The organism is Frigoribacterium sp. UYMn621, from assembly GCF_040549525.1.
In the GTDB taxonomy this organism is placed as follows: Bacteria; Actinomycetota; Actinomycetes; order Actinomycetales; family Microbacteriaceae; genus Lacisediminihabitans.
In genome coordinates this window covers 92,825-115,467 of sequence record NZ_JBEPTM010000009.1, presented here as the reverse complement: position 1 = coordinate 115,467, position 22,643 = coordinate 92,825, and the positions used below count along the sequence as shown (strand labels likewise).

Here is a 22,643-nt window from a genome sequence, read left to right as displayed (position 1 = left end):
ACCCCCAACATGGACCCCGACGAACGCGACCGCCAAATCCGCCTCTGGAAAAAAGCCGTCACCAAAACCTTCGACTGGGTCGACGGAGACGTCAAGTAACAAAACGCAAGCCGATCGAGCCCGTCGAGATCCTCGCGCCGCACCTACGGCCGCGGGGCTCGGCGGGCTCGTTCCGTGAAGACTGAGGGCCGGCCGATCGGCTCTCAGGCGTTGGTGGCGGCGATCCAGTCGTCCAGCTTCCGAGAAGCCGCACCGGAGTCGATAGCGTTCGCCGCGACCTCGATCTTCGCCCGGAAACGATCGAGGATGCCGAGCTGAAGCTGCGCGGGATCCCGCGCGAGGTCGAAGGCCACGAGTCCGGCGGCGGCGTTGAGCAGCACGATGTCCCGCACCGGTCCGAGCTGACCGGCCAGCGTTGCACGCGCGACTTCCGCGTTGTGGGCACCGTCTGCACCGAGCAGATCGGAGATCTCTGCCCGGGGGATGCCGAGTTCGAGAGGGTCGAGGTCGTGCTCGGTGACCGAACCGCGCGACACCTCCCAGATGTGGCTGTGTCCGGTCGTGGTGAGCTCATCGAGCCCGTCATCGCCGCGAAAGACCAGCGCGGTCGCGCCGCGGGTGCGGAACACGCCGACGACGAGGGGGACCTTATCGAGATGCGCGACGCCCACTGCATTGGCCTCACAGCGGGCCGGGTTCACGAGCGGACCGAGGAAGTTGAACGCGGTCGGGATCCCCAGCTCCCGTCGTGTCGGCCCCGCGTGGCGGAATCCAGGGTGGAACAGTGCGGCGAATGCGAACGTGATGCCCGTCTCGCCGAACACGCGCGCGACTCCCTCAGGATCGAGCTCCAGATTGATGCCGAGAGCGGCAAGCACATCTGATGATCCAGATGCCGAGCTCGCGGCACGATTGCCGTGCTTCACCACCGGAACGCCGGATGCCGCGGCGACCACCGAGGCCATGGTCGACACGTTCACCGTGCCGTATCGATCGCCGCCGGTGCCGACGATGTCGAGGGCCATCGGGTCGACCACCAGGGGAAGTGCGTTCTCGAGAATCGCGTCGCGGAATCCGACCACCTCGTCGACGGTCTCTCCCTTGGCCCGCAGGGCGACGAGGAAGCCCGCAAGCTGGGCGGGAGTCGCGTCTCCGTTCATCACCTGCTGCATGGCCCATGATGCTTCGCTGATAGCGAGGTCTTCACCATCCAAGAGTGCGCTGAGAATGCTGGGCCAGGAGAGGTCGGAAGGCATGACTGCGATCATAGCGATGACCCTTGGTGAGCCTGATAATTTGACCGAACTACCGCTGCGAATGAGAAATGAACTCGCCGTGATCAGCCATAATGGACAAGTGACCAGCACCTCGATCTCTCCCGGCCTCAGCGCTCCCGTTGTCAATCGACCGAGCGTCGTCGCCGTCGGCACCATTGTCTGGTTGGGCAGCGAGGTCATGTTCTTCGCCGGCCTCTTCGCCATCTACTTCACTCTGCGTTCCACCTCTCCGGAACTCTGGGCCGCTGAGACACCGAAACTCAACGTTCCCTACGCGCTCACCAACACGATCATCCTCGTGGCCTCCTCGTTCACCGCGCAGTTCGGCGTGTTCGCCGCAGAGCGCCTGCAGAAACGACGCACCGGCCCCAGCCCCCTCAAATGGGGCATGGTCGAGTGGTTCTTCGCCAGCTACGCGCTCGGAGCGATCTTCGTCACCGGCCAGGTCTTCGAGTATGCGAACCTCGTGAGCGAAAATGTCTCTCTCGCCTCGAACTCCTACGGTTCCGCCTTCTACATCACCACCGGATTCCACGCCCTTCACGTCACGGGCGGCCTGATAGCAATGCTGCTCATCATCGGCCGTGCGTACAGCGTGAAAAACTTCGGCCACAAGGAGGCGACCTCGACCATCGTGGTCTCCTACTACTGGCACTTCGTCGACGTGGTGTGGATCGGGTTGTTCCTGGTCATCTACGTTCTGAAATAGTTCGAATCCATCCAGAGGAACCAGGGATACACCACAGCATGGCGAAGAACAGCAAGACCACCGGGGCCGGCACCATCGGCCGTCGAGGTCGGCGTCATCCACTTGCCACGATCGCTCTGATCACCATCGGGCTAGTCTCGACGGGCGGCGCCTACGCGCTGTTCAGCAGCACGGCGTCGGCAGAGACCTCGTCGGTACACACGCAGGCGTCGGCGGATGAGGGGAAGAAACTCTTCTCGTCCAACTGCGCCACGTGCCACGGCCTGAATGCCGAGGGCGTCGACGGCGTCGGACCGAGTCTCTACGGCGTCGGAGCGGCATCGGTGAGCTTCCAGGTGGGCACCGGCCGCATGCCGCTGGCCAACCAGGGTCCACAGGCGGAGAAGAAGCCGGTGCAGTTCACCGACAGCCAGGTCGCCTCGCTCGCCGACTATGTCGCCTCCCTCTCCCCCGGTCCCGCAATCCCGTCGGAGAAGTACCTCAAGGCCGACGGCAACGCGTCGACCGGAGCCGAGCTGTTCCGCATCAACTGCGCCATGTGCCACAACGTGGCCGGCGCGGGCGGTGCGCTCACCGAGGGCAAGTTCGCCCCGGCTCTCTCCGGGGTTCTTCCCGTGCACATCTACGAGGCCATGGTCACCGGCCCGCAGAGCATGCCGGTGTTCAATGACACCAACCTGACGCCGACGCAGAAGGCCGACATCATCACCTACCTGAAGTACCTCGACAAGAACCCGTCCCCGGGCGGATTCGACCTCGGCAACCTCGGACCGGTGTCAGAAGGACTCTTCATCTGGATCTTCGGCCTCGGCGCGATCGTCGCCGTCACCATCTGGATCGCGGCAAAGGCGAACTAGTCGCCCAGGTTCCGTCCGGCTCCACGCTCCACTTCACCGCACGACAAGAATTCTTGCACCACCGAAAGGACCCAGAATGGCACAGCACGACGACGGTGGCACAAACGCCGCTGCCGGGTCGGCCGTAGTCCGAAGCGAACCCCCCCTGGCCAAATCCGGCACGGCAGTCGTACCTTCTGACGCCTTTGAGAACCCGGGACTCCCCCCGCACCGCCTGCGCGCCACCGACCTCGATCCTCAGAAGGATCGTGTCGCCGAGCGTCGCGTCTACTCGCTGTTCTTCCTCTCGATCGTCGGCAGTGTCTTCGCTGTGGCGGCGTACGTGGCGTTCCCGATCATCCCGGGCAACACCAACTCCGTGCGCCTCAACACCGTCTTCCTCGGACTCGGAATCTCGCTCGGGTTGCTCGCGATCGGAATCGGCGCGATCTACTGGTCGAAGAACCTCATGCGTGGCGATGAAATGTCGGAATCCCGTCATCTCACTCGCGGAACCGAGGCCACCCGCGAGAAGGCCGTCGAGATCTTCAAGCTGGGCAACCAGGAGTCCGGATTCGGGCGTCGCACTCTCATCCGCAACAGCCTCATCGGTGCCCTCGTCGCATTCCCGTTGCCGGCAGTCGTGCTGTTCCGTGATCTGGCTCCCGCCGCGGATCCCGTTCCCCAGCTCGAGCACACCATGTGGGCCAAGGGAACTCGGCTCACCCACGACCCGTCCGGCACCCCGATCAGGGCTGCGGATGTCACGATCGGATCTGTCTTCCACGTCATCCCCGAGGGGCTCAACGACAAGGAAGATCGACTCGAACAAAAAGCGAAGGCTGCAGTCCTCTTGATGCGCCTCAAGCCCGCGGATCTCAACATCTCCCCGGGCCGTGAATCCTGGAATTACGACGGAATCGTCGCCTATTCCAAGATCTGCACCCACGTCGGATGTCCGGTAGCACTCTACGAGCAGCAGACGCATCACCTGCTCTGCCCGTGCCACTCCTCCACCTTCGACGTCACCAACGAATGCGAGGTCATCTTCGGTCCGGCTGCACGCCCGCTGCCGCAGTTGCCCATCGCGATCGACTCCGAGGGATATCTCGTCGCGCAAAGCGACTTCCACGAGCCCGTCGGACCGAGTTTCTGGGAGCGAGCATGACCGTCACTGAAACCAAGCCCGCTGCCGCCCCGACCGTCACCGAGACGCCGACGGCAGCAGCACCGAGTCGTGGAGCACGATTCACGGGGGCTGCAGCGAACTACATCGACGAGCGCACGAGCATCTCCGGACTGGTCAAGGAACTGGGTCGCAAGATCTTCCCCGACCACTGGTCCTTCATGCTGGGCGAGGTCGCTCTCTACAGCTTCGTCGTGATCCTGCTTTCGGGCACGTTCCTCACGTTCTTCTTCCAGCCGTCCATGGCGGAGGTGACCTACAACGGCTCCTACGTGCCGCTCAAGGGCATCCAGATGTCGGCCGCGTATTCGTCGTCGCTCAATATCTCGTTCGACGTGCGTGGTGGGCTGCTGTTCCGCCAGATCCACCACTGGGCTGCGCTCCTCTTCGTGGCATCCATCGGCCTTCACATGCTCCGCGTGTTCTTCACCGGCGCGTTCCGCAAGCCGCGTGAGATCAACTGGTTCATCGGTTTCGTGCTGTTCGTGCTGGCGATGGCCGAGGGATTCACCGGGTACTCGCTTCCCGATGACCTGCTCTCCGGCAACGGCCTCCGCATCATCGACGGGATCATCAAGGGCATCCCGGTGGTCGGAACCTGGATCTCCTACCTGCTCTTCGGCGGGGAGTTCCCCGGCACCAAGCTCGTGGCGATGTTCTACTCGATCCACATCCTGCTGCTTCCGGCCATCCTGGTGGCGGCTCTCGGTGCCCATCTCCTGTTGATGATCGTCAACAAGCACACCCAGTTCGCCGGACCGGGACGCACCAACGACAACGTCGTTGGAGTGCCGATCATGCCGATCTTCGCCGCCAAGGCCGGAGGCTTCTTCTTTGTGGTCTTCGGAGTGATCGTCCTGATCGCCTCGTTCTTCACGATCAACCCGATCTGGACCTACGGGCCCTACGACCCCTCCCCCGTGTCCGCCGGTACCCAACCGGACTGGTACATCGGATTCGCCGACGGCATGCTCCGTCTGATCCCGCCGGGGTGGGAGGTGGTGTGGTTCAACCACACCTACTCCTTCAACATCATCGTGATCACCGTTATCCTCATCGCCTTCCTGGGGATCGTCGCGACGTACCCCTTCGTGGAGGCCTGGATCACGGGCGACAAGCGTGAGCACCACATCGCCGAGCGACCGCGCAATGCGCCCACTCGTACGGCGATCGGCGCGGCGGGAGTCACCTTCTACGCGGTGCTCTGGGCGGCAGCCAGCTCGGACCTGATGGCGACGCACTTCAAGATCACGATCGAGGGCGTCATCCACGTGCTCCAGGTGCTCTTCTTCCTCGGCCCGGTGCTGGCGTTCTTCATCACGAAGCGCGTCTGCCTCGGCCTGCAGAAGAAGGACCGCGAGATCGCGCTGCACGGCTTCGAGTCCGGCCGTATCGTGCGACTTCCCGGCGGCGAGTACATCGAGGTGCACGAGCAGCTCGACGATTACGAGCGCTGGCGCTTGGTGAGTTTCAACGAGTACACCCCGTTGATGATCCGCCCGGATGCCAACGGTCGCATCTCCGGAGCCCAGCGCACCCGCGCCGCGCTCTCCCGCTGGTTCTTCGAGGATCGCATCGCGCCGGCCACGAAGACCGAGGTGGAGCGCTCCGGACACCACTAGCTCGCTCCTGAGCGACGAACTCGAAGCCCCGGCCAAGCATCATCGGCCGGGGCTTCAGTCGTGCAGGGGCGCGGGTCTGGCGCGACCGGCCGACATGGGGCACGGGCGCGCACACGCGACCTGCCCCGCTGAGGCCGGTGATCCCTCCGCGACACACGGCGCCAGGCTGCCGTTGCTGGACAACGCCGGCGAGGCTTGTTCGGGACGCAGACCGCGCAGGGACACTGCCCGGGGATCAGCGCAGGAAGAGATCCCTCTACAGCAGTGGCACGAGCGACTGCGTTCAGTCGCTGACGAAGCTCTTCTTCAGGAAGTCGGAGGTCGAGCGGTAGTCGAGTCGCTCATAGAACCGGGCCGCATGACTGCTGGCCACGGTGAGCTGACGGACACCACGGGAGCGGCACTCGTCCTCGATAGCCGCCACCAGAAGGCTGCCAAGGCCACGATCACGCGCGGGGGTATTCACCGCAAGCTCCTGCAGCTGGGCGGAGTCGCCGTTCGTGTAGAGCAGCCGCTCGATCGTCGTATAGGCGTAGGCCGAGACGACGCCGTCCAGTTCGGCCACGAGCAGCAAGTGGTCCCTGCTCGGCTCAACGCCGTGCGCGAAGGCCTCGGCGAAAGATTCGCGGTTCGGCCTCTCGCCGATGCCGAGCTGCTCGACGAGAGCGAACACCGCGTCACGATCGGCGGGCGAGGCCAGACGCACGGTGGTTGGGCTAGCGGGCGAAGTTTCCGCGGTAGTACTCATATACCCACCCTACGAGACTGATGATGGTGATCGCGGCACCAATGAAGGCAATCCACACCCCGATCGCGATTCCCATGAACAGCAGCGCCCCACCGGCGGCCAACATGATGGGCCACCAGCTCCAGGGGCTGAAGAATCCCTGCTCCGGGTCCCCGTCGTCGATGTTGGCGTCCAGGCGATCCTCCGGCAGCAAGCCTCCGACGGACTTATTGGTGCGCCCGAGGTAGAAGGCGATGAACGCAGAGAGAATTGCAGAGAGCCCGAGGGCTACCGAACCCACCCAGTCCACCGGAGTAGCAATTCCCCGCCCCTGTGACCCAGCAAGCTGAGTAATGTACCCGTCACCGTGCTGAATGATGCTCCACACGGTATAGATAACGTCCACAGTGAGGAAGAACCCGCAGAGAATCCAGAAAATTCGAGCTTGGGCGTTCATAGTTCTACTTCACCTGTCCGTCGGCGACATCGTAGGTCGCTGCTTCCGGGGCGTCCTTGAACGGGCCGGCCCCGCCGATCCCGACCGGGATCCCCGCTTCGGGGTGGTTGAGATCGAACGCGGGAGACTCCGAACGGATGCGCGGAATAGACGTGAAGTTGTGGCGCGGCGGCGGGCACGAGGTCGCCCACTCGAGCGAACGTCCGTAGCCCCAGGGGTCATTCACCGTCACGCGCGGTGCCGTGCGGGCGGTGATGTAGACGTTGAAGATGAACGGGAGCATCGAGACGCCGAGGATCATGGCTCCCACAGTGGACAGCTGGTTCATCCAGGTGAACCCGTCCTGCGGCTGGTAGGTCGCGTAGCGACGCGGCATCCCCATCACTCCGAGCCAGTGCTGCACGAGGAAGGTGGTGTGGAAGCCGATGAAGAGCAACCAGAAGTGGATCTTGCCCAGCCGCTCGTTGAGCATCTTGCCCGTCCACTTGGGCCACCAGAAGTAGAAGCCGCTGAACATGGCGAAGACGACGGTGCCGAAGACCACGTAGTGGAAGTGAGCCACGACGAAGTACGTGTCCGACACATGGAAGTCGAGGGGCGGCGATGCGAGGATCACGCCGGTGAGCCCGCCGAAGGTGAAGGTGACGAGGAATCCGATCGCCCAGAGCATCGGGGTCTCGAAGGTGACGGAGCCCCGCCACATCGTTCCGATCCAGTTGAAGATCTTCACGCCGGTCGGCACCGCGATGAGCATTGTCATGAGCGAGAAGAAGGGCAATAGAACGGAGCCGGTCACGTACATGTGGTGAGCCCACACCGTCACCGACAGTGCCGCAATGGAAATGGTGGCGTAGACGAGTGTCTTGTACCCGAAGATCGGCTTGCGACTGAATACCGGGAAGACTTCGGAGACGATTCCGAAGAACGGCAGGGCGATGATGTAGACCTCGGGATGACCGAAGAACCAGAAGAGGTGCTGCCAGAGGATCGCACCACCGGCCTCGACGTTGTAGAGGTGGGACCCGAAGACGCGATCGGATCCGAGAGCGAACAGCGCCGCGGCAAGCACCGGGAAGGCCATCAGCACGAGGATCGAGGTGACGAGGGCGTTCCAGACGAAAATCGGCATGCGGAACATGGTCATGCCCGGCGCACGCATCGTGACGATCGTGGTGATGAAGTTGACGGCTCCGAGAATGGTGCCGAATCCGCTCAGGGCGAGTCCGAAGACCCAGAGGTTGCCTCCCAGCGACGGCGAGAAGGTCGTGGTCGATAGCGGCACATAGGCGAACCATCCGAATGACGCCGCACCCTGGGGGGTGAGGAACCCGGCGACGGCGATGAGCGAACCGAAGCTGTAGAGCCAGTAGGCGTAGGCGTTGAGACGCGGGAAGGCGACATCCGGAGCGCCGATCTGGATCGGCATCAGGAAGTTCACGAAGCCGGCGAACAGCGGCGTCGCGAACATCAGCAGCATGATCGTGCCGTGCATCGTGAAGAGCTGGTTGTACTGCTCCTTCGTTGCGACGATCTGCAGGCCTGGTTCGAACAGCTGGGCGCGGATGACCAGCGCCATCACTCCACCCAGCAGGAAGTACAGGAAGGAGGTGATCAGGTAGAGGTACCCGATCTTCTTGTGGTCGGTGGTGGTGATCCAGCTGACCAGGATGTTGCCCTTGGGGCCCACCCGCGAGGTCGTGAACTGGCTGTTGCTCGTGCCGCCCACTGTCGGAGTCGGTGCGGGTGCTGTCGCTGTGCTCATGGTGATCGCCCTACTTCTCGGCCGACGGTGCTTTGTTGTCAGGCTGGTTCGTGTTCGTGTTGTACTCCGGGCCGAGGATTCCGGTCTGGCCCTTGTCGGCGAGGCTCTGGATGTAGTCGTCGAATTCCGACTGCGTCACGACCTTCACCTGGAACAGCATCAGCGAGTGGTAGTCGCCACACAGTTCCGCGCACTTGCCTTCAAAGGTGCCGAGCTTCGTCGGAGTGACGTACTCGTAGTTGTCCTTGCCGGGGATGTTGTCTTTCTTGTATAGGAAGTCGATGACCCAGAAGGAGTGCGCGACATCGCGGCTCTCGATCTTGATCTGGACGCTCTTGTTGACCGGCAGGTAGAGGGTGGGGATCTTTGAGCGGTCGATGCTGCCATCGGCGTTCTGGAGCTCCTGGGCCTGGATGCCCGGGGAGTTCACGCCGTTGCCGCCGGGACCGACGCCCGGGTAGTTGAAGTCCCAGGCCCAGCGCTTGCCGTAGACCTCGACCTTGACGTCGGGGTTCTTCACGACGTGCTCGATCGAGTTCTGCTCCTTCGCCGTGAAGGCGAAGAAACCGAGCACGAGGATGAGCGGCACGATCGTGTAGAAGATCTCGATCGGAAGGTTGTAGCGCAACTGCACCGGCAGGCCGGTCTGGCCCTTGCGGCGCCGGTAGACGACTGCAGTCCAGATGATGAGACCCCAGGTGATGATGCCGACGGCGAGCAGCACGATCCAGGACGTGACCCAGAGTCCGGTGATTCCCGAAGTGTGGTTGGTCGCGCCAGCGGAGCCTGCGGGGAGGAAGCCCCGAAGCTGCTGCTGGCTGCAGCCGGCCAGAATGACGACGAGCGTGACAGCGATTGGAGCTACTGCCCATCGAAGACGGCGGTTGGAGCGCACCTGGAACCTCTCGGATGACACGGACATACAGGACAACTGCTGGGACGAATCTCAGCTTATTTGGTGCTCCAAGCCTACTCCGCAGGACGCGCGCTCTCGGACGGAATGGGCACCCGAACCGGCAATTTCCCCGCATTCGGACAGCAAAAAAGGGAACCGCCCCAGGCGATTCCCTTCTCTGGATGCCGCGTGGGAGCCCGCTGTTAGCGTGCTCCCACGGCGGGCAGGACCCTAGTGGAAACTGTCTCCACACGCGCAGCTGCCAGAGGCGTTGGGATTGTCGATGGTGAAACCCTGCTTCTGGATGGTGTCTTCGAAGTCGATGGTCGCGCCATCGAGGTAGGGCACGCTCATCTTGTCGACGACGACCTCGACACCGTCGAAGTCGACGGTGGCGTCGCCGTCGAGCAGGCGCTCGTCGAAGTAGAGCTGGTAGATGAGGCCGGAGCATCCGCCGGGCTGCACGGCAACGCGCAGGCGGAGGTCGTCACGACCCTCCTGCTCGTAGAGGCTGCGCACTTTCGTGGCTGCGGTGTCGGTGAGGCCGACGCCGTGAGCGGAGGCCTCGGACGTCGTCTCGACGGACGTGGTTTCAGTCAGCGCGGTGTCGGTCATGACAACTCCTTAGGGTCGGCGAGTTCTGTTATCAAGTCTAAGCATCGGATGCTGGATATTGTTCCTGCGTGCTGCGGCGCGCGTCTCACTGGCGTTCGTTGAGTCGCGCCAGCAGCACGGCCTCGGTGAGGATCGCCCGCTGGAACACTCCGAGATGCAGGGACTCATTCGGGCTGTGCGCGCGAGAGTCGGGATCCTCGACGCCGGTCACGAGGATCTGCGCCGCGGGGAACATCTCGACGAGGTCGGCGATGAAGGGGATCGATCCGCCGATACCGGTCTCGACGGCCTCGACTCCCCAGGCATCCGTCATCGAGGTCTTCGCCTCGGTCACCGCCCAGCCGCTCGTGTCGACCAGGAATCCGTTTCCGGTGTCCACGTCGTCGATCTCGATGTGGGCACCGAATGGCGCGTTCGAGCGGAGATGGCGCTCGAGGGCGGCGAAGGCCTCGGTGCCCTGCTGGCCGGGGGCGATCCGCGCGCTGATCTTGACGCTGACCGAGGGGGAAAGCGTGTTCGAGGCGTTACCGACGCTCGGTGCATCGATTCCGGTGACGGTGATGGCAGGCTTCGACCAGAGGCGGCTGAGGATGGTACCGGAGCCGATCGGAGCGACGCCTTCGAGAAGGGCAGCCTCGTGGCGCAGCTGCTCCTCGGGGTAGTCGGGTGTCGCGGCCTCCCGCGAGGCGAGGCCCTCGACGGCGACGGACCCGTCTTCGGCGTGCAGGGTGGCCAGCAGCCGGATGGCCGCGAGCATGGCATCCGGAACCGCTCCCCCGAACATCCCGGAGTGCGAGGCGTGCTCCAACGTCGACACCGTGAGCCGGAAGGTGACATTGCCGCGGAGACCGACGGTGAGGGCCGGGGTGTCCACGTCCCAGTTGTCGGAATCGGCGACGACGATGACGTCTGCCGCCAGTTCGGAGCGGTGCGCGCTGAGGAAGTTGGTGAACGATCGCGAACCGAACTCCTCCTCCCCCTCGATGAAGAGCGCGAGCCCCAGGTCGAAGTCCGCTCCCACGGTCTCGACGAAGGAACGGATCGCGGCGATGTGGGCCATCACACCGGCCTTGTCGTCGGCGGCGCCGCGACCGTACAGGCGGTCACCCCGCACCGTCGGCTCGAAGGGGAGAGAGTCCCAGTCCTCGTCCTTGCCGGGCGGCTGCACGTCGTGGTGGGCGTACAGCAGGATGGTGGGCCGTCCATTGCGGGCGGCGCGGGTCGCGAGAACGGCGGGCTGGCCGAGCGGGGCATCCGCCCCCGTTCCGATCGGGGCACGAGCCACCTGCACGGTCTCGAAGACGCCGAGCCCGGTGACGAGGGCGGCGACGGCATCCGCACTCTCGCTCACCGGCTGCGGATCGAAGGCCGCCCAGGAGACCGAGGGGATGCGCACCAGTTTCGACAGCTCGGCGACGGCGACGGGGAATCCGCCGGCGACTGATTCGCGGAGAGTCTGGAGGAGTTCTGGACGTGTGGCCGCTGAAGAAGACATGAAGGTAATCTTAAGCAGACATCGATCGGTAGGAATCTCCAGTGGCCAAGTCAGACAGTTCGAGCAAGACCGACCCGGCGGCCGGTTACGACCTCAACACCGACAGCATTTCGAGCGGCAAGGGTCACGCCACGCCGACGCGCAAGGAGCGCGAGGCAGCGAACATGCGCCCGCTCGTGTCGAGCGACCGCAAGGCCGGCAATAAGGCGTCCCGCGCCAAGATGAACGAGGCGCGCGAGAAGGCGCGCATCGGCATGGCGAACGGCGATGAGAAGTACCTGCCGACGAAAGACAAGGGTGTGCAGCGACGCTACATCCGCGATTACGTCGACGCCCGCTGGAGTGTCGGCGAACTGATCATCCCGGTGATGTTCCTGGTGATCATCCTCACCTTCATCAACAACGCCGTGGTCCAGTCGATCGCCATCTTCGCGCTCTGGGGATTCTTCCTCATCGCCGTGATCGACTGCATCGTCGCCGGCGTGCTGATCCAGCGCAAGCTCACCGCAAAGTACGGGGAAGACAAGGTGCAGAAGGGCAACCGCTGGTACACCGCCATGAGGGCTCTCCAGCTGCGTCCCATGCGCCTTCCGAAGCCGCAGGTGAAGCGCGGAGCCTTCCCGACCTGAGTGTCGCGGCCGAGGGTTCTGCGGCAAGGTTTTCGTCCCGGGAGAGTTTCGACCGGTTCGGACCACGGGCTGCCTGTCGTCCCGCGCACTCCGGGCGACTGCGGACACACCGGGCCGGCGCGCCCGCCCCGAATGTCCGTATGCGCCCGGATTCGCGCGAGTGAGCCTGTCAGGAGCGGAGTTTCTCCAGCCCGCGGTTGACCGAGCGGGCCCACAGTGGTCCGCGGTAGAGGAACGCGGTATAGCCCTGCACGAGAGTCGCACCGGCGGCGAGGCGTTCGGCGACATCGGCGGCGGTGTCCACTCCCCCGACGGAGATCACGCAGAAGTCCTGCGGCACTGCGGTGCGGATGATACGCAGGACCGCGAGCGACCGGGCGGCGAGTGGGGCACCGGAGAGCCCTCCGGCTCCCGCAGCCTCGACGATCGCGGCATCCGTCACCAGTCCGTCACGGGACAGGGTCGTATTGGTGGCGATGATGCCCGCGAGCCCGAGTTCCACCGCGAGTTCGGCTATTCGTCGCACCTGGTCGTCGGTGAGGTCCGGCGCGATCTTCACGAGCACGGGGGTGTCTCCCGCCGCGTCATTGACGGCGGTGAGCAGGGGGGTGAGCTTGTCGAGCTCCTGCAGTCCCCGCAGTCCAGGAGTGTTCGGGGAACTCACGTTCACGGCGAGATAGTCGCTGACCGGAGCGAGCAGGCGAGCGCTGACGAGATAGTCGGCGATCGCGTCATCCACGTCCACGACGCGGCTCTTGCCGATGTTCGCGCCGATGACGGGGCGGATGCCGCGGGCGAGCTCGCGCGCGAATCGAGGGGCCGCATCCGCCGCTCCGCGATTATTGAAGCCCATGCGGTTGATCACCGCGCTGTCGGGGATCAGGCGGAACAGGCGCGGGCGGTCGTTTCCCGGCTGCGCGATCGCCGTGATGGTACCCACCTCCACGTGGCCGAATCCGAGCTGGCCGAGGCCCCGGATGGCGCGGCCGTCCTTGTCGAAACCGGCGGCGACACCGAAGGGTGAGGCGAATCTCAGGCCGAGGGTGTCGACCGCGAGGGAGGGGCCGGGCCGACTGAGCCGACGGAGGATCGCGCCGAGTCCGATGCGAGGAAGCCAGCGGATCACGTCGAACGCGAGGTGGTGCGCGGTCTCCGGGTCGAGCCGGGTGAGGACGAGCCTGAAGAGTAGTCGATACATGCCAGGTTCAGGCTACCGGCCCGGCGACCGCCTTCAGTTCTCGGAGACCTCTGCTGAGGCGTCGTGTTCGACCCGGAGGAGCGTGATGGCCGCCTCGAAGTCCTCGAGGGAGTCGAAGCCCTGGTACACGCTGGCGAAGCGCAGGTAGGCGACCTCGTCGAGCTCCCGCAGTGGTGGGAGGATCGCGAGTCCGATGTCGTTGGCATCCACCTGGGACGCCCCGGTGGCACGAATGGTCTCCTCGACCCGCTGGGCGAGCATGGCGAGATCCGTGTCGGTGACCGGTCTGCCCTGGCAGGCCTTACGCACGCCGGAGACGATCTTCTCCCGGCTGAAGGGCTGCACGACGCCGCTGCGCTTCACGACGTTGAGACTCGCGGTCTCGGTGGTGGAGAAGCGTCGGCCGCAATCCGGACACTGGCGGCGGCGGCGGATGGACATGCCGTCGTCGCTCGTTCGCGAGTCGATGACACGGGAATCGGGATACCTGCAGAAGGGGCAGAACATGGTGCTGACAGGATACCGCGCCACGGCTCACCCGAGGCATGCGCTACCGTTCGGTGAACCGCGCAGTGATCGCGGCGGCGTGCGCCGGCAGGTCTTCGGCGGTCGCCAGCGCGACCACCCTCTCTTGCACAGCCTTGAGTGCGCCGCGGTCGTAGCGGATCACCTGCTGGGGGCGCAGGAAGGTGTAGGCGCCGAGCCCGGGAGTGAATCTCGCCTGCCCTCCGGTGGGGAGCACGTGGTTCGACCCGGCGAGGTAGTCGCCGAGGCTGACGGGCGAGTGCGCTCCGAGGAAGATCGCGCCGGCACTCTCGATGAGATCGAGCACCTGGCCCGGATCGGCGGTCTGGATCTCGAGGTGCTCCGGACCGTAGACGTTGCTGAATGCCGCCGCAGCCACCATGGTGTCGACGAGCACGACTGCCGACTGGACCCCGCGAAGCGAGATGTCGACGCGAGAGCTGTGCGGCGTGAGGGGGGCGAGCCTGAGGAGCTCCTCCTGCACACGGTCGGCGAGGTCCACAGAGTCCGTGACCAGCACCGACGCGGCGAGTTCGTCGTGCTCGGCCTGGCTGATCAGGTCGGTCGCGACGAGAAAGGGATCGGCCGTGGCATCCGCGATCACCAGGATCTCGGTGGGCCCGGCCTCGGAGTCGATACCGACCTGGCCGCGCACGATGCGCTTGGCCGCGGCCACGTAGACGTTGCCCGGGCCGGTGATGACCTGCACGGGATCGAGGCTGAGACCGGGCACCCCCCAGGCGAAGGCGCCGATCGCCCCGGCGCCGCCCATGGCGTAGACCTCGTCGATGCCGAGAAGCCCGGCCGCTCCGAGGATGGTGGGGTGGATGTTTCCGTCGAACTGTCGTTGCGCCGGCGAGGCGAGCGCCACGGAAGACACCCCCGCGACCTGGGCTGGCACCACGTTCATGACGACGCTCGAGGGATACACGGCCTTGCCGCCGGGCACATACAAGCCGACGCGGGCAACCGGGCTCCAGCGCTGGATGACCTCGGCGCCAGGCCCGAGAGTGGTCACGCGCGGCGAGGGCAACTGGGCTTCAGAGGCGGCCCGCACGCGCACGATCGCCTCTTCGAGGGCGTCGCGTACCGGAACGCTGAGGGCCCTCACGGCTGCCGAGATGTGCGCGACATCCTGCCGCACCAGCGCCGGACGCACGCCGTCGAACCGTTCGGCCTGGTCGAGAAGGGCCTCCTCGCCCCGCTCTCGCACCTCCGAGATGAGCTCCTGCGCGATTGCCGACGCGGCGTTTACGTCGGTTAGTGACCTCGGAACGAGGGCGAGCAGTTCGGCGCGGCTAGGCTTAAGTCCCCGAAGGTCAATGGTCTGGATCATGGCGAGCCAATCCTAGGGGACCCTCTCTGGCACCTTCGTGGGAGTCACCTGACCGCCAGGGGAATATCGCCAGTCGAGACAGAATTGATAGCCGTATGGATGAGACAGCGCCCGTGATCACCCCGGAAGAGCCGGACGGTATCGCCGCGTTCAAGCACGCCTTCCGTCGGCATGCCGCCGGTGTCGTCGTGATCACCGCGCTCACCCCCGAGGGCAAGCCCGTCGGATTCACCGCGACATCGCTCGCCTCACTCGCTGCCGTGCCGCCGCTCGCGACCTTCAACATGGCGAAGGTGGCCAGCGCGTGGCCCGCCGTCGCCGGAACGGACTGGGTGGCCATCCAGACCATGGGAGCCCGGACGCGTCACTTGGCCGAGCGGATGTCCGGCGACCACGACCTGCGCTTCGAAGGCGACCACTGGGCGCCGGGACCGCACGGCCTCCCGATCCTCGAGGGCGTCACCTCGTGGATGGTCGGGCGCATCGTCGAGCGCTTCCCCGTCGCCAACAACGTCGTCGTCGTCGTGCAGGTCGAAGAGGGCGCCCTTGGCGAACCGGATGCCGCGCTGCTCTATCACGAGCGCACCTACCTGAAGCCGGGCGAGACGGTCTAGTCGACACGACGCCGCGCGCCCTCGCGTGTATCTGGACGTGGCCGGTGTGCTCCTAGGGGTATCGGCACAACCACGTCCCGATACTGAGGAGGATTCCATGACCACCATCGATTCCCGCGCCACGAGCCCGCAACTCGACAGCACAGAGCTCGACAGCCCTGAGCTCGACAGCACTGAGCTCACCCACACCGCGTTCGACCGGACCTCGGCCGATGTCGACTCGTTCACCGACACTCTCGACCTGCGCGATGTGGCCCTCGCCTACGCGCCCTCGAATCGCTACATTCCGTCCCACGTATGGTTCCGCACGATCGACACCCTCAGTCCCACCAAGACCATCGGCCTCGGGCGCACCAACACCACGCTGATCATGCCAACGATCGTGCAGACGGACGCCGCGACCCCCTACGCGGGCTTCGACCGCACGGTCACACCGAGCCGCAACCCCGTCGCCCAGGCCCATTTCGAGCCGGGCGCCTACGGCAACACATCTCCCGCGACTTACGTCATCTCCTTTGCTGTGGAGACATTCGGCCCAGTCACCTTCACCGTTCAGGGCCTGTCGTTCCTGCCGGGCGTGTCTGGGCTCGGTTCGAGAGTGGTGAACGGCACCGCGTCGATCTCGGTGGCCTACTCGAGCCTTCCCGCGAACCAGCCGGTGTACGCGTACATCGAACAGACCGCCGGCGCTCGGTGGAACTGGTATTCCACCCGCATCAGCTATCCCCCGATCGTGCTTCAGCCCTGACCGTCAGACCACGCAGTTGGGACCGAGGAGCGACTTGAGCTCGCCGTAGAGGTCGGCGTTGACGGACACCGGGAACGGGATCTCGAACACCCGCGCTGTCTCGCCCTTGACGAGCTTGAGCCGCACTTCGGTATCGCCGGAATGCCGGATGAGCACGTCGTTCAACTGCGTCACCACATCCGTCGTCGCCCGGAATTCGGGCATCGAGATCGTAAGGGGGCCCGACCCGAGGCTCTGGCCGAGATCGGGCGTGAACATGCTCGACGCGTGCAGGTTCATTCCGTCGTCGCGCATGCTGACCCGTCCGCGCACGACGACGATGGCATCGTTGGTGAGGGCTGGCGAGAACTCCTGGTAGGCCTTGCCCAGGAACATCACCGTGATCTCCCCCGCGAAGTCTTCGACAGTGATGAGGCCGTACTGGTTGCCGGAATTTCGTGCCGTGCGATGCTGCACCGAGGTGATCAGTCCCGCAACTGTCACATGTTCCCCGTCGCCGGCGACCTCTCCCGCGAGAACCTCGGTGATCGTCGAACCGGCGAGCTTGGCGAGCTGGAGCTCGAGACCGGCGAGCGGATGATCGGACACGTACAGCCCGAGCATCTCGCGCTCGAACGCGAGCTTGTCGCGCTTCGACCATTCGGGCCGGTCGGGCACCTGGTTGACGGCCTGGGGCTCGTCCCAGAGGCTGTCGAAGTCGAAACCGACCTGGCCGTTGGCTTCGGCCCTCTTGTCGCTCACCGCGGAGTCGATGGCATCCTCATGGATCTCCAGCAGCGCCCTGCGGGTCGCAGCCGTCGAATCGAAGGCACCCGACTTGATGAGTGACTCGACGGTGCGCTTGTTCGCCACCTGGATCGGCACCTTGCGCAGGAAGTCGTGGAATGACTCGAAACGGCCCTTCTCCTCCCGGGACTTCGCGATCGCCTCGACCACGTTCGTTCCGACGTTGCGGATCGCGCCGAGCCCGAAGCGGATGTCGCCGACGCCGCCGATCTCACTCGGCACCGCGGTGAAGTCCCCGCTCGACTCGTTCACGTCCGGAGCCAGCACCCGGATACCCATGCGACGGCACTCGCTCAGATACATGCCGAGCTTGTCCTTCGAGTCCCCGACGCTCGTGAGGAGCGCCGCCATGTACTCGGCGGGATGATTCGCCTTGAGGTAGGCGGTCCAGTAGCTCAGCACGCCGTAGCCGGCGCTGTGGGCCTTGTTGAAGGCGTAGTCGGCGAAGGGCATCAGGGTGTCCCAGAGCACCTTCACCGCCTGGGCGCTGTAGCCGTTGCCGGTCATCCCGGCCTCGAAGTCGGCGTACTGCTTGTCGAGCTCCGACTTCTTCTTCTTGCCCATCGCCCGCCGAAGAACGTCGGCCTGGCCGAGGGTGAATCCGGCCACCTTCTGGGCGACCGACATCACCTGCTCCTGGTAGACGATGAGGCCGTAGGTGATGCCGAGACTCTCGCGCAGCGGCTCCGCGAGCTCGGGATGGATCGCATCGATCGTCTGCAGGCCGTTCTTGCGCAGCGCGTAGTTCGTGTGGGAGTTCATGCCCATCGGACCCGGGCGGTACAGGGCGATGACCGCGGAGATGTCTTCGAAGTTGGTCGGCTTGAGCTGCTTGAGCAGCGAGCGCATGGGCCCGCCGTCCAACTGGAACACGCCGAGCGTGTCGCCGCGGGCGAGGAGGTCGTAGGTCTTCTGGTCGGCATCGAGGTCGAGATCTTCGATCACGAGTGTGGAGCCGGAGTTCTTCTCGATCATCCTCAGCGCGTCTTCGATGACGGTGAGGTTCCGGAGCCCGAGGAAGTCCATCTTGATGAGTCCGAGGGACTCCAGCGGGGGCTGGTCGAACTGGGTGATGATCGCGCCGTCGTCTTCGCGCTTCATGATCGGCAGCACGTCGATGAGCGGCTCGGCCGAGAGGATGACCCCCGCGGCGTGCACTCCCCACTGGCGCTTGAGGTTCTCGATACCCTGCGCCGTCTCGAAGACCGTCGCGGCATCCCGGTCCGTCTCGAGCACCGCACGGAAGTCCGCGGCCTCCTTCCAGCGCGGGGAGGCCTTGTCGAGCACCTCGCCGAGGGTGATGTCCTTGCCCATGATGGCCGGGGGCATCGCCTTGGTGAGCTTCTCGCCCACCGAATAGGGCATGCCGAGCACTCGAGCCGAGTCCTTGAGGGCCTGCTTGGCCTTGATCGTGCCGTAGGTGACGATCTGCGCGACCCTGTCGTCGCCGTACTTCTCGGTGACGTAGCGGATGACCTCACCGCGTCGCCGATCATCGAAGTCGACATCCACATCGGGCATCGATACGCGCTCGGGGTTGAGGAACCGCTCGAAGATGAGGCCGTGCGCAAGCGGGTCGAGTTCGGTGATGCCCATCGCGTAGGAGGCCATGGACCCGGCGGCGGATCCACGCCCCGGCCCGACGCGGATGCCCTGCGCCTTCGCCCAGGTGATGAAGTCCGCCACGACGAGGAAGTAGCCGGGGAATCCCATCTGCTTGATCACATCGACCTCGTACTTCGCCTGGGCGAGATGCGCCTCCGATGGCGCATTGTGGAAGCGCCGCAGCATGCCGGCGTTCACTTCCTTCTCGAACCAGGTGGCCTCGGTCTCCCCTTCCGGCACCGGGAAGCGCGGCATGAGGTTGCGGTGTTCGAAGGTCACGTCGCACCGCTCGGCGATGAGCAGCGTGTTGTCGCAGGCTTCGGGATGATCGCGGAACAGGTGTCGCATCTCGGCGGCCGACTTGAGGTAGAACTCGTTCGAGTCGAACTTGAAGCGGTTGGGATCGTCGAGCGTCGAGGCGGACTGCACGCAGAGCAGCGCAGCGTGAGCGGTGGAATCGTGGGCGTGCGTGTAGTGAAGGTCGTTTGTCGCCAGCAGGGGGAGGTTCAGGTCTTTGGCGAGCCGCAGCAGGTCCTCCATGGTGCGGCGCTCGATATCGATTCCGTGGTCCATGACCTCGGCGAAGAAGTTGCCCTCGCCGAAGATGTCCCGGAAATCGGCCGCGGCTTGTCGGGCCTCCTCGTACTGGCCGAGACGCAGCCTCGTCTGCACCTCGCCTCCCACGCAGCCCGTGGTCGCGATGATGCCACTGCTGTAGGTGCTGAGCAGCTCCCGGTCCATGCGCGGCTTGAAGTAGTAGCCCTCGATCGAGGCGAGCGAGGAGAGCCGGAACAGGTTGTGCATGCCCTCGTTGTTCTGCGAGAGCAGTGTCATGTGCGTGTACGAACCCGAACCGCCGACGTCATCCTGGTTCTGGTGATTCGCGCCCCACTTCACCCTGGTGCGGTCCTGGCGCGCGGTGCCGGGCGTGATGTAGGCCTCGGTGCCGATGATCGGCTTCACCCCGTTCGCCGTCGCCTGCTTCCAGAAGTCGTATGCGCCGAACATGTTGCCATGGTCGGTCATCGCTATGGCCGGCATCTCCTGCTCGGAAGCAGCCTTCATCAGCGGGCCGATGCGGGCGGCACCATCGAGCATCGAATATTCGCTGTGCACGTGCAGGTGCACGAATGAATCGTTGCTGTGGGGCAATTCCTGAGCCTTACTGACCGGGGGTGGGCATCCAGCTTAAGCCTCGGTCAGTCGCCGCGGAGCACGTCGAGCGCGTGTTGCAGGTCGGCCGGATACTCGCTCGTGAAGAGCACCCTCTCCTGTGTTCCGGGGTGCGTGAAACCGAGCTGTTTCGCGTGCAGCCACTGCCGGGTGAGGCCCAGTCGCGCGGAGATCGTGGGGTCTGCTCCGTACATCGCATCGCCGACGCAGGGGTGCCGCTGGGCGGCCATATGAACCCGGATCTGGTGAGTACGGCCGGTCTCCAGGTGCACTTCGAGCAGGGAGGCGCTGGGAAAAGCCTCGAGCGTCTCGTAGTGAGTCACGGAGTTCTTGCCGTCCGAGGTGACCGCGAACTTCCAGCTCGACGACGGATGCCGCCCGATCGGCGCATCGATAGTTCCGGAGAGCGGATCCGGATGTCCCTGCACCACAGCGTGATAGATCTTGTCGACCTCGCGATCGTGGAACTGCCGCTTGAGTTCCGTGTAGGCGCGTTCACTCTTCGCCACGACCATGAGGCCGCTCGTGCCAGCATCGAGGCGATGCACGATCCCCGCGCGCTCCGCGGCACCCGATGTTGAAACACGGAATCCCGCTCCCGCAAGCGCCCCGAGCACTGTCGGGCCGGTCCAGCCCACGGAGGGATGCGCCGCGACGCCAACGGGTTTGTCCACCACCACGATGTCGTCATCGTCGTACACGATGCCGAGGTCTGGCACGACGACGGGTTCGATCGAGGGAGCGACCTTCGGCTGCCAGGTGACCTCGAGCCAGCTCTCGGCCCGCAACCGATCCGATTTGCCCAGGGTGACTCCGTCGGCGACGACTCCCCCGGCTTCGGCGATCTCCGCGGCGAAGTTGCGCGAGAAGCCCATCAGTTTCGCAAGGGCGGCGTCGACACGTTCCCCGGCGAGCCCGTCCGGTACAGGGAGGCTGCGCGATTCCATGGGGAGGCCTACTTGGTGTCGGGGGTGTGGATGTCGGTGTTGGCGTCAGCGGTGTTGGCGCCAGCGATGTGGGAGTCGGTACCGGTGTCGCTCGCAACGCCGGGGTGACGCTCGGATGCCTTGCGCCCGTCGAGCCCGATTCCTCGAAGCGTCAGCAGGATGAAGAGTCCCATGCTCGCGACGATGAACGAGTCTGCGATGTTGAAGATGGCCGGAAAGCCCTGCACCTGGATGAAGTCGACGACGTGTCCGACGCCGAACCCCGGCTCGCGGAACAGGCGATCGGTGAGGTTGCCGGTGGTGCCGCCCAGGAGCATCCCGAACAGCACCGCCCAGCCGACCGAACGGATGCGGCGCGCGAAGCCGATGATGAATATCGTGACGGCGGAGGCCGCGATGGAGAAGATCCAGGTTGACCCGCTCGCGATCGAGAAGGCCGCACCCGAATTCTTGACGAAGTGGAACTGCAGCAGCTCCCCGATCGCCTTCACCTGCTCCCCCTCCGTCAGGTTACTGACGATGAGGAACTTGGTGAACTGGTCGAGACTGTAGACGACTACCGCGACGAGGGCCAGCGCGATGAGGGCTCGGACGCTGACCGCCGAGCCGCTGACCTTAGACGCGGGATCCTTCGCCTGCGGTTCAGTTGCCGCCAAAGCCCTGGAAGCTGGCAGGCGGCGACTGCACACCGTCGGACGAACCGAGGTCGTAGGATCCGCTGGTTGCCGGCACGCTCTCGTACGGCGCCGCGGCGACCGGGGCGGAGGCGACGGGGGCCGGGGTCTCGGGGGCTGCGGCGGGCTCGGTGGCGTCGAGCTCCTTCAACTGGCCCTCGATGTAGCCCTTGAGCTTCTGGCGGTACTCCCGCTCGAAGGTGCGCAGGTCTTCGATCTGGTGCTCGATCGTGGTCTTCTGCTGCTCGAGAGCGGCCTTCTCGTTGTCGAGCTGGGAGATCTGCGAACGCTGTGCCGCCTCGGCCTCGCTCACGACCCGAGCGGCGGTGGCGTGGCCCTCGGCAATGAGCGCATCGCGCTTCTCGATTCCCTCGCGCACGTGCTCCTCGTGGAGCTTGCGCGCCAGCTGCAGGAGGTTGTTGGTGCTGCCGGAGTCGATCGCGTTCTGCTCTGGCGAGGGGTAGGCGATCGGAGCCGGAACCGGTGCGGGCACAGGCTCGACGGGAGCGGCGACCGGGGTCTCTCCGAAGCGGGGCAGAGCCTGGGCGAGCTGGCCCTGCTCGGCCGGGGCCTGAGGCTGCGGTGCCTCGGTGAGGGCGGCGGGCTGCGCGGCATTGCGCTGGAGCTCGCTGATGCGGGACTCACCGGCGACGAGGCGCTGGCGCAGCTCCTCATTTTCCTGGTTGAGACGGCGAAGCTCAACGACGACCTCGTCCAGGAAGTCGTCGACCTCGTCCTGGTCGTACCCCTCACGGAACTTGGTCGGCTGGAATCGCTTGTTGACTACATCTTCAGGCGTAAGTGCCATGGGTGCCACCTCAAAAAAC

Annotated in this window: 21 protein-coding genes; 7 read left to right on the top strand and 14 right to left on the bottom strand. The window is 65.0% G+C overall.

From position 1 onward, the window contains the following. Positions 1–203: 203 nt before the first annotated feature. Positions 204–1,256, bottom strand: a complete 1,053-nt coding sequence (trpD, locus tag ABIB54_RS14190; RefSeq protein ID WP_354576166.1) for an anthranilate phosphoribosyltransferase — start codon at positions 1,254–1,256, stop codon at positions 204–206. Between the two features lie 61 nt (positions 1,257–1,317). Here trpD and ctaE point away from each other — a divergent pair, with 61 nt between their 5' ends. The 4 genes from ctaE (at position 1,318) to qcrB (ending at position 5,630) form a co-directional block, all read left to right on the top strand. Continuing rightward, on the top strand, positions 1,318–1,986 hold the full coding sequence (gene ctaE, locus ABIB54_RS14185) for an aa3-type cytochrome oxidase subunit III (protein ID WP_354576165.1): 669 nt from the start codon (positions 1,318–1,320) through the stop codon (positions 1,984–1,986). A 38-nt stretch (positions 1,987–2,024) separates the two neighbouring features. After that, positions 2,025–2,843, top strand: a complete 819-nt coding sequence (gene qcrC, locus ABIB54_RS14180) for a cytochrome bc1 complex diheme cytochrome c subunit (RefSeq protein WP_354576164.1) — start codon at positions 2,025–2,027, stop codon at positions 2,841–2,843. A 76-nt stretch (positions 2,844–2,919) separates the two neighbouring features. Beyond that, complete coding sequence (gene qcrA / locus ABIB54_RS14175; RefSeq protein ID WP_354576163.1) at positions 2,920–3,990, top strand: cytochrome bc1 complex Rieske iron-sulfur subunit; 1,071 nt, start codon at positions 2,920–2,922, stop codon at positions 3,988–3,990. Beyond that, entirely contained in the window at positions 3,987–5,630 is a 1,644-nt protein-coding gene (gene qcrB / locus ABIB54_RS14170) for a cytochrome bc1 complex cytochrome b subunit (protein WP_354576162.1), read from the top strand. Before qcrA ends, qcrB begins: the two co-directional genes overlap by 4 nt. Before the next feature lie 283 nt (positions 5,631–5,913). Here the strand turns inward: qcrB and ABIB54_RS14165 are convergent, their stop codons facing one another. From ABIB54_RS14165 to ABIB54_RS14140, 6 genes are all read right to left on the bottom strand, one after another. Next, positions 5,914–6,378 carry a GNAT family N-acetyltransferase gene (locus ABIB54_RS14165; protein ID WP_354576161.1) on the bottom strand — a complete coding sequence of 155 codons (465 nt, stop codon included), beginning with the start codon at positions 6,376–6,378 and terminating at the stop codon, positions 5,914–5,916. Then, entirely contained in the window at positions 6,347–6,814 is a 468-nt protein-coding gene (locus tag ABIB54_RS14160) for a cytochrome c oxidase subunit 4 (RefSeq protein ID WP_354576160.1), read from the bottom strand. The genes ABIB54_RS14165 and ABIB54_RS14160 overlap by 32 nt, the downstream gene beginning before the upstream one ends. A 4-nt stretch (positions 6,815–6,818) precedes the next feature. After that, positions 6,819–8,576: an aa3-type cytochrome oxidase subunit I gene (ctaD, locus tag ABIB54_RS14155; RefSeq protein WP_354576159.1), complete on the bottom strand. Its 1,758-nt coding sequence runs from the start codon at positions 8,574–8,576 to the stop codon at positions 6,819–6,821. Between the two features lie 10 nt (positions 8,577–8,586). Beyond that, positions 8,587–9,471, bottom strand: coding sequence for an aa3-type cytochrome oxidase subunit II (ctaC, locus tag ABIB54_RS14150; RefSeq protein ID WP_502917134.1), 885 nt, complete (start codon positions 9,469–9,471; stop codon positions 8,587–8,589). Positions 9,472–9,702: 231 nt separating this feature from the next. Next, positions 9,703–10,086: an iron-sulfur cluster insertion protein ErpA gene (gene erpA, locus ABIB54_RS14145; RefSeq protein WP_354576157.1), complete on the bottom strand. Its 384-nt coding sequence runs from the start codon at positions 10,084–10,086 to the stop codon at positions 9,703–9,705. Positions 10,087–10,171: 85 nt separating this feature from the next. Continuing rightward, the gene (locus ABIB54_RS14140; protein ID WP_354576156.1) at positions 10,172–11,581 is read right to left on the bottom strand and encodes a dipeptidase; all 1,410 of its coding nucleotides are present in this window, start codon (positions 11,579–11,581) and stop codon (positions 10,172–10,174) included. A gap of 41 nt (positions 11,582–11,622) precedes the next feature. Here ABIB54_RS14140 and ABIB54_RS14135 point away from each other — a divergent pair, with 41 nt between their 5' ends. Continuing rightward, positions 11,623–12,210: a DUF3043 domain-containing protein gene (locus tag ABIB54_RS14135; protein ID WP_354576155.1), complete on the top strand. Its 588-nt coding sequence runs from the start codon at positions 11,623–11,625 to the stop codon at positions 12,208–12,210. A 169-nt stretch (positions 12,211–12,379) separates the two neighbouring features. Here the strand turns inward: ABIB54_RS14135 and ABIB54_RS14130 are convergent, their stop codons facing one another. The 3 genes from ABIB54_RS14130 to hisD are packed head-to-tail and all read right to left on the bottom strand — an operon-like array spanning position 12,380 to position 15,269. Further along, a complete protein-coding gene (locus ABIB54_RS14130; RefSeq protein ID WP_354576154.1) occupies positions 12,380–13,408 on the bottom strand; it encodes a quinone-dependent dihydroorotate dehydrogenase in 1,029 nt (342 codons plus the stop codon). Positions 13,409–13,441: 33 nt separating this feature from the next. Further along, complete coding sequence (gene nrdR, locus ABIB54_RS14125) at positions 13,442–13,915, bottom strand: transcriptional regulator NrdR (RefSeq protein WP_354576171.1); 474 nt, start codon at positions 13,913–13,915, stop codon at positions 13,442–13,444. 43 nt (positions 13,916–13,958) lie between these two features. After that, a complete protein-coding gene (gene hisD / locus ABIB54_RS14120) occupies positions 13,959–15,269 on the bottom strand; it encodes a histidinol dehydrogenase (protein ID WP_354576153.1) in 1,311 nt (436 codons plus the stop codon). Between the two features lie 95 nt (positions 15,270–15,364). Here hisD and ABIB54_RS14115 point away from each other — a divergent pair, with 95 nt between their 5' ends. Both ABIB54_RS14115 and ABIB54_RS14110 read left to right on the top strand, forming a co-directional pair. Further along, the gene (locus tag ABIB54_RS14115) at positions 15,365–15,883 is read left to right on the top strand and encodes a flavin reductase family protein (protein ID WP_354576152.1); all 519 of its coding nucleotides are present in this window, start codon (positions 15,365–15,367) and stop codon (positions 15,881–15,883) included. Positions 15,884–15,980: 97 nt separating this feature from the next. Next, entirely contained in the window at positions 15,981–16,631 is a 651-nt protein-coding gene (locus tag ABIB54_RS14110) for a hypothetical protein (RefSeq protein ID WP_354576151.1), read from the top strand. Between the two features lie 3 nt (positions 16,632–16,634). On the opposite strand, the gene dnaE is transcribed toward ABIB54_RS14110, so the two are convergent. The 4 genes from dnaE to ABIB54_RS14090 are packed head-to-tail and all read right to left on the bottom strand — an operon-like array spanning position 16,635 to position 22,624. After that, on the bottom strand, positions 16,635–20,174 hold the full coding sequence (gene dnaE / locus ABIB54_RS14105) for a DNA polymerase III subunit alpha (RefSeq protein ID WP_354576150.1): 3,540 nt from the start codon (positions 20,172–20,174) through the stop codon (positions 16,635–16,637). A 47-nt stretch (positions 20,175–20,221) separates the two neighbouring features. Continuing rightward, a complete protein-coding gene (locus ABIB54_RS14100) occupies positions 20,222–21,142 on the bottom strand; it encodes an RluA family pseudouridine synthase (protein WP_354576149.1) in 921 nt (306 codons plus the stop codon). Positions 21,143–21,150: 8 nt separating this feature from the next. Beyond that, entirely contained in the window at positions 21,151–21,798 is a 648-nt protein-coding gene (gene lspA, locus ABIB54_RS14095; RefSeq protein ID WP_354576148.1) for a signal peptidase II, read from the bottom strand. After that, positions 21,785–22,624 (bottom strand): DivIVA domain-containing protein, encoded by an 840-nt coding sequence (locus ABIB54_RS14090; RefSeq protein ID WP_354576147.1) that lies wholly within the window; start codon positions 22,622–22,624, stop codon positions 21,785–21,787. Before ABIB54_RS14090 ends, lspA begins: the two co-directional genes overlap by 14 nt. Between the last annotated feature and the right edge of the window lie 19 nt (positions 22,625–22,643).

Excerpts from the sequence above, each read along its gene's own strand:
- qcrC (WP_354576164.1), top strand. The coding sequence starts at position 2,025 with ATGGCGAAGAACAGCAAGACCACCGGGGCCGGCACCATCGGCCGTCGA.
- hisD (WP_354576153.1), bottom strand. The coding sequence starts at position 15,269 with ATGATCCAGACCATTGACCTTCGGGGACTTAAGCCTAGCCGCGCCGAA.
- nrdR (WP_354576171.1), bottom strand. The coding sequence starts at position 13,915 with ATGTTCTGCCCCTTCTGCAGGTATCCCGATTCCCGTGTCATCGACTCG.
- ABIB54_RS14140 (WP_354576156.1), bottom strand. The coding sequence starts at position 11,581 with ATGTCTTCTTCAGCGGCCACACGTCCAGAACTCCTCCAGACTCTCCGC.
- ABIB54_RS14165 (WP_354576161.1), bottom strand. The coding sequence starts at position 6,378 with ATGAGTACTACCGCGGAAACTTCGCCCGCTAGCCCAACCACCGTGCGT.
- ABIB54_RS14090 (WP_354576147.1), bottom strand. The coding sequence starts at position 22,624 with ATGGCACTTACGCCTGAAGATGTAGTCAACAAGCGATTCCAGCCGACC.
- ABIB54_RS14130 (WP_354576154.1), bottom strand. The coding sequence starts at position 13,408 with ATGTATCGACTACTCTTCAGGCTCGTCCTCACCCGGCTCGACCCGGAG.
- ABIB54_RS14115 (WP_354576152.1), top strand. The coding sequence starts at position 15,365 with ATGGATGAGACAGCGCCCGTGATCACCCCGGAAGAGCCGGACGGTATC.
- trpD (WP_354576166.1), bottom strand. The coding sequence starts at position 1,256 with ATGCCTTCCGACCTCTCCTGGCCCAGCATTCTCAGCGCACTCTTGGAT.
- qcrB (WP_354576162.1), top strand. The coding sequence starts at position 3,987 with ATGACCGTCACTGAAACCAAGCCCGCTGCCGCCCCGACCGTCACCGAG.
- ABIB54_RS14110 (WP_354576151.1), top strand. The coding sequence starts at position 15,981 with ATGACCACCATCGATTCCCGCGCCACGAGCCCGCAACTCGACAGCACA.
- ABIB54_RS14160 (WP_354576160.1), bottom strand. The coding sequence starts at position 6,814 with ATGAACGCCCAAGCTCGAATTTTCTGGATTCTCTGCGGGTTCTTCCTC.
- ctaE (WP_354576165.1), top strand. The coding sequence starts at position 1,318 with ATGAGAAATGAACTCGCCGTGATCAGCCATAATGGACAAGTGACCAGC.
- qcrA (WP_354576163.1), top strand. The coding sequence starts at position 2,920 with ATGGCACAGCACGACGACGGTGGCACAAACGCCGCTGCCGGGTCGGCC.
- ctaD (WP_354576159.1), bottom strand. The coding sequence starts at position 8,576 with ATGAGCACAGCGACAGCACCCGCACCGACTCCGACAGTGGGCGGCACG.
- ABIB54_RS14100 (WP_354576149.1), bottom strand. The coding sequence starts at position 21,142 with ATGGAATCGCGCAGCCTCCCTGTACCGGACGGGCTCGCCGGGGAACGT.
- erpA (WP_354576157.1), bottom strand. The coding sequence starts at position 10,086 with ATGACCGACACCGCGCTGACTGAAACCACGTCCGTCGAGACGACGTCC.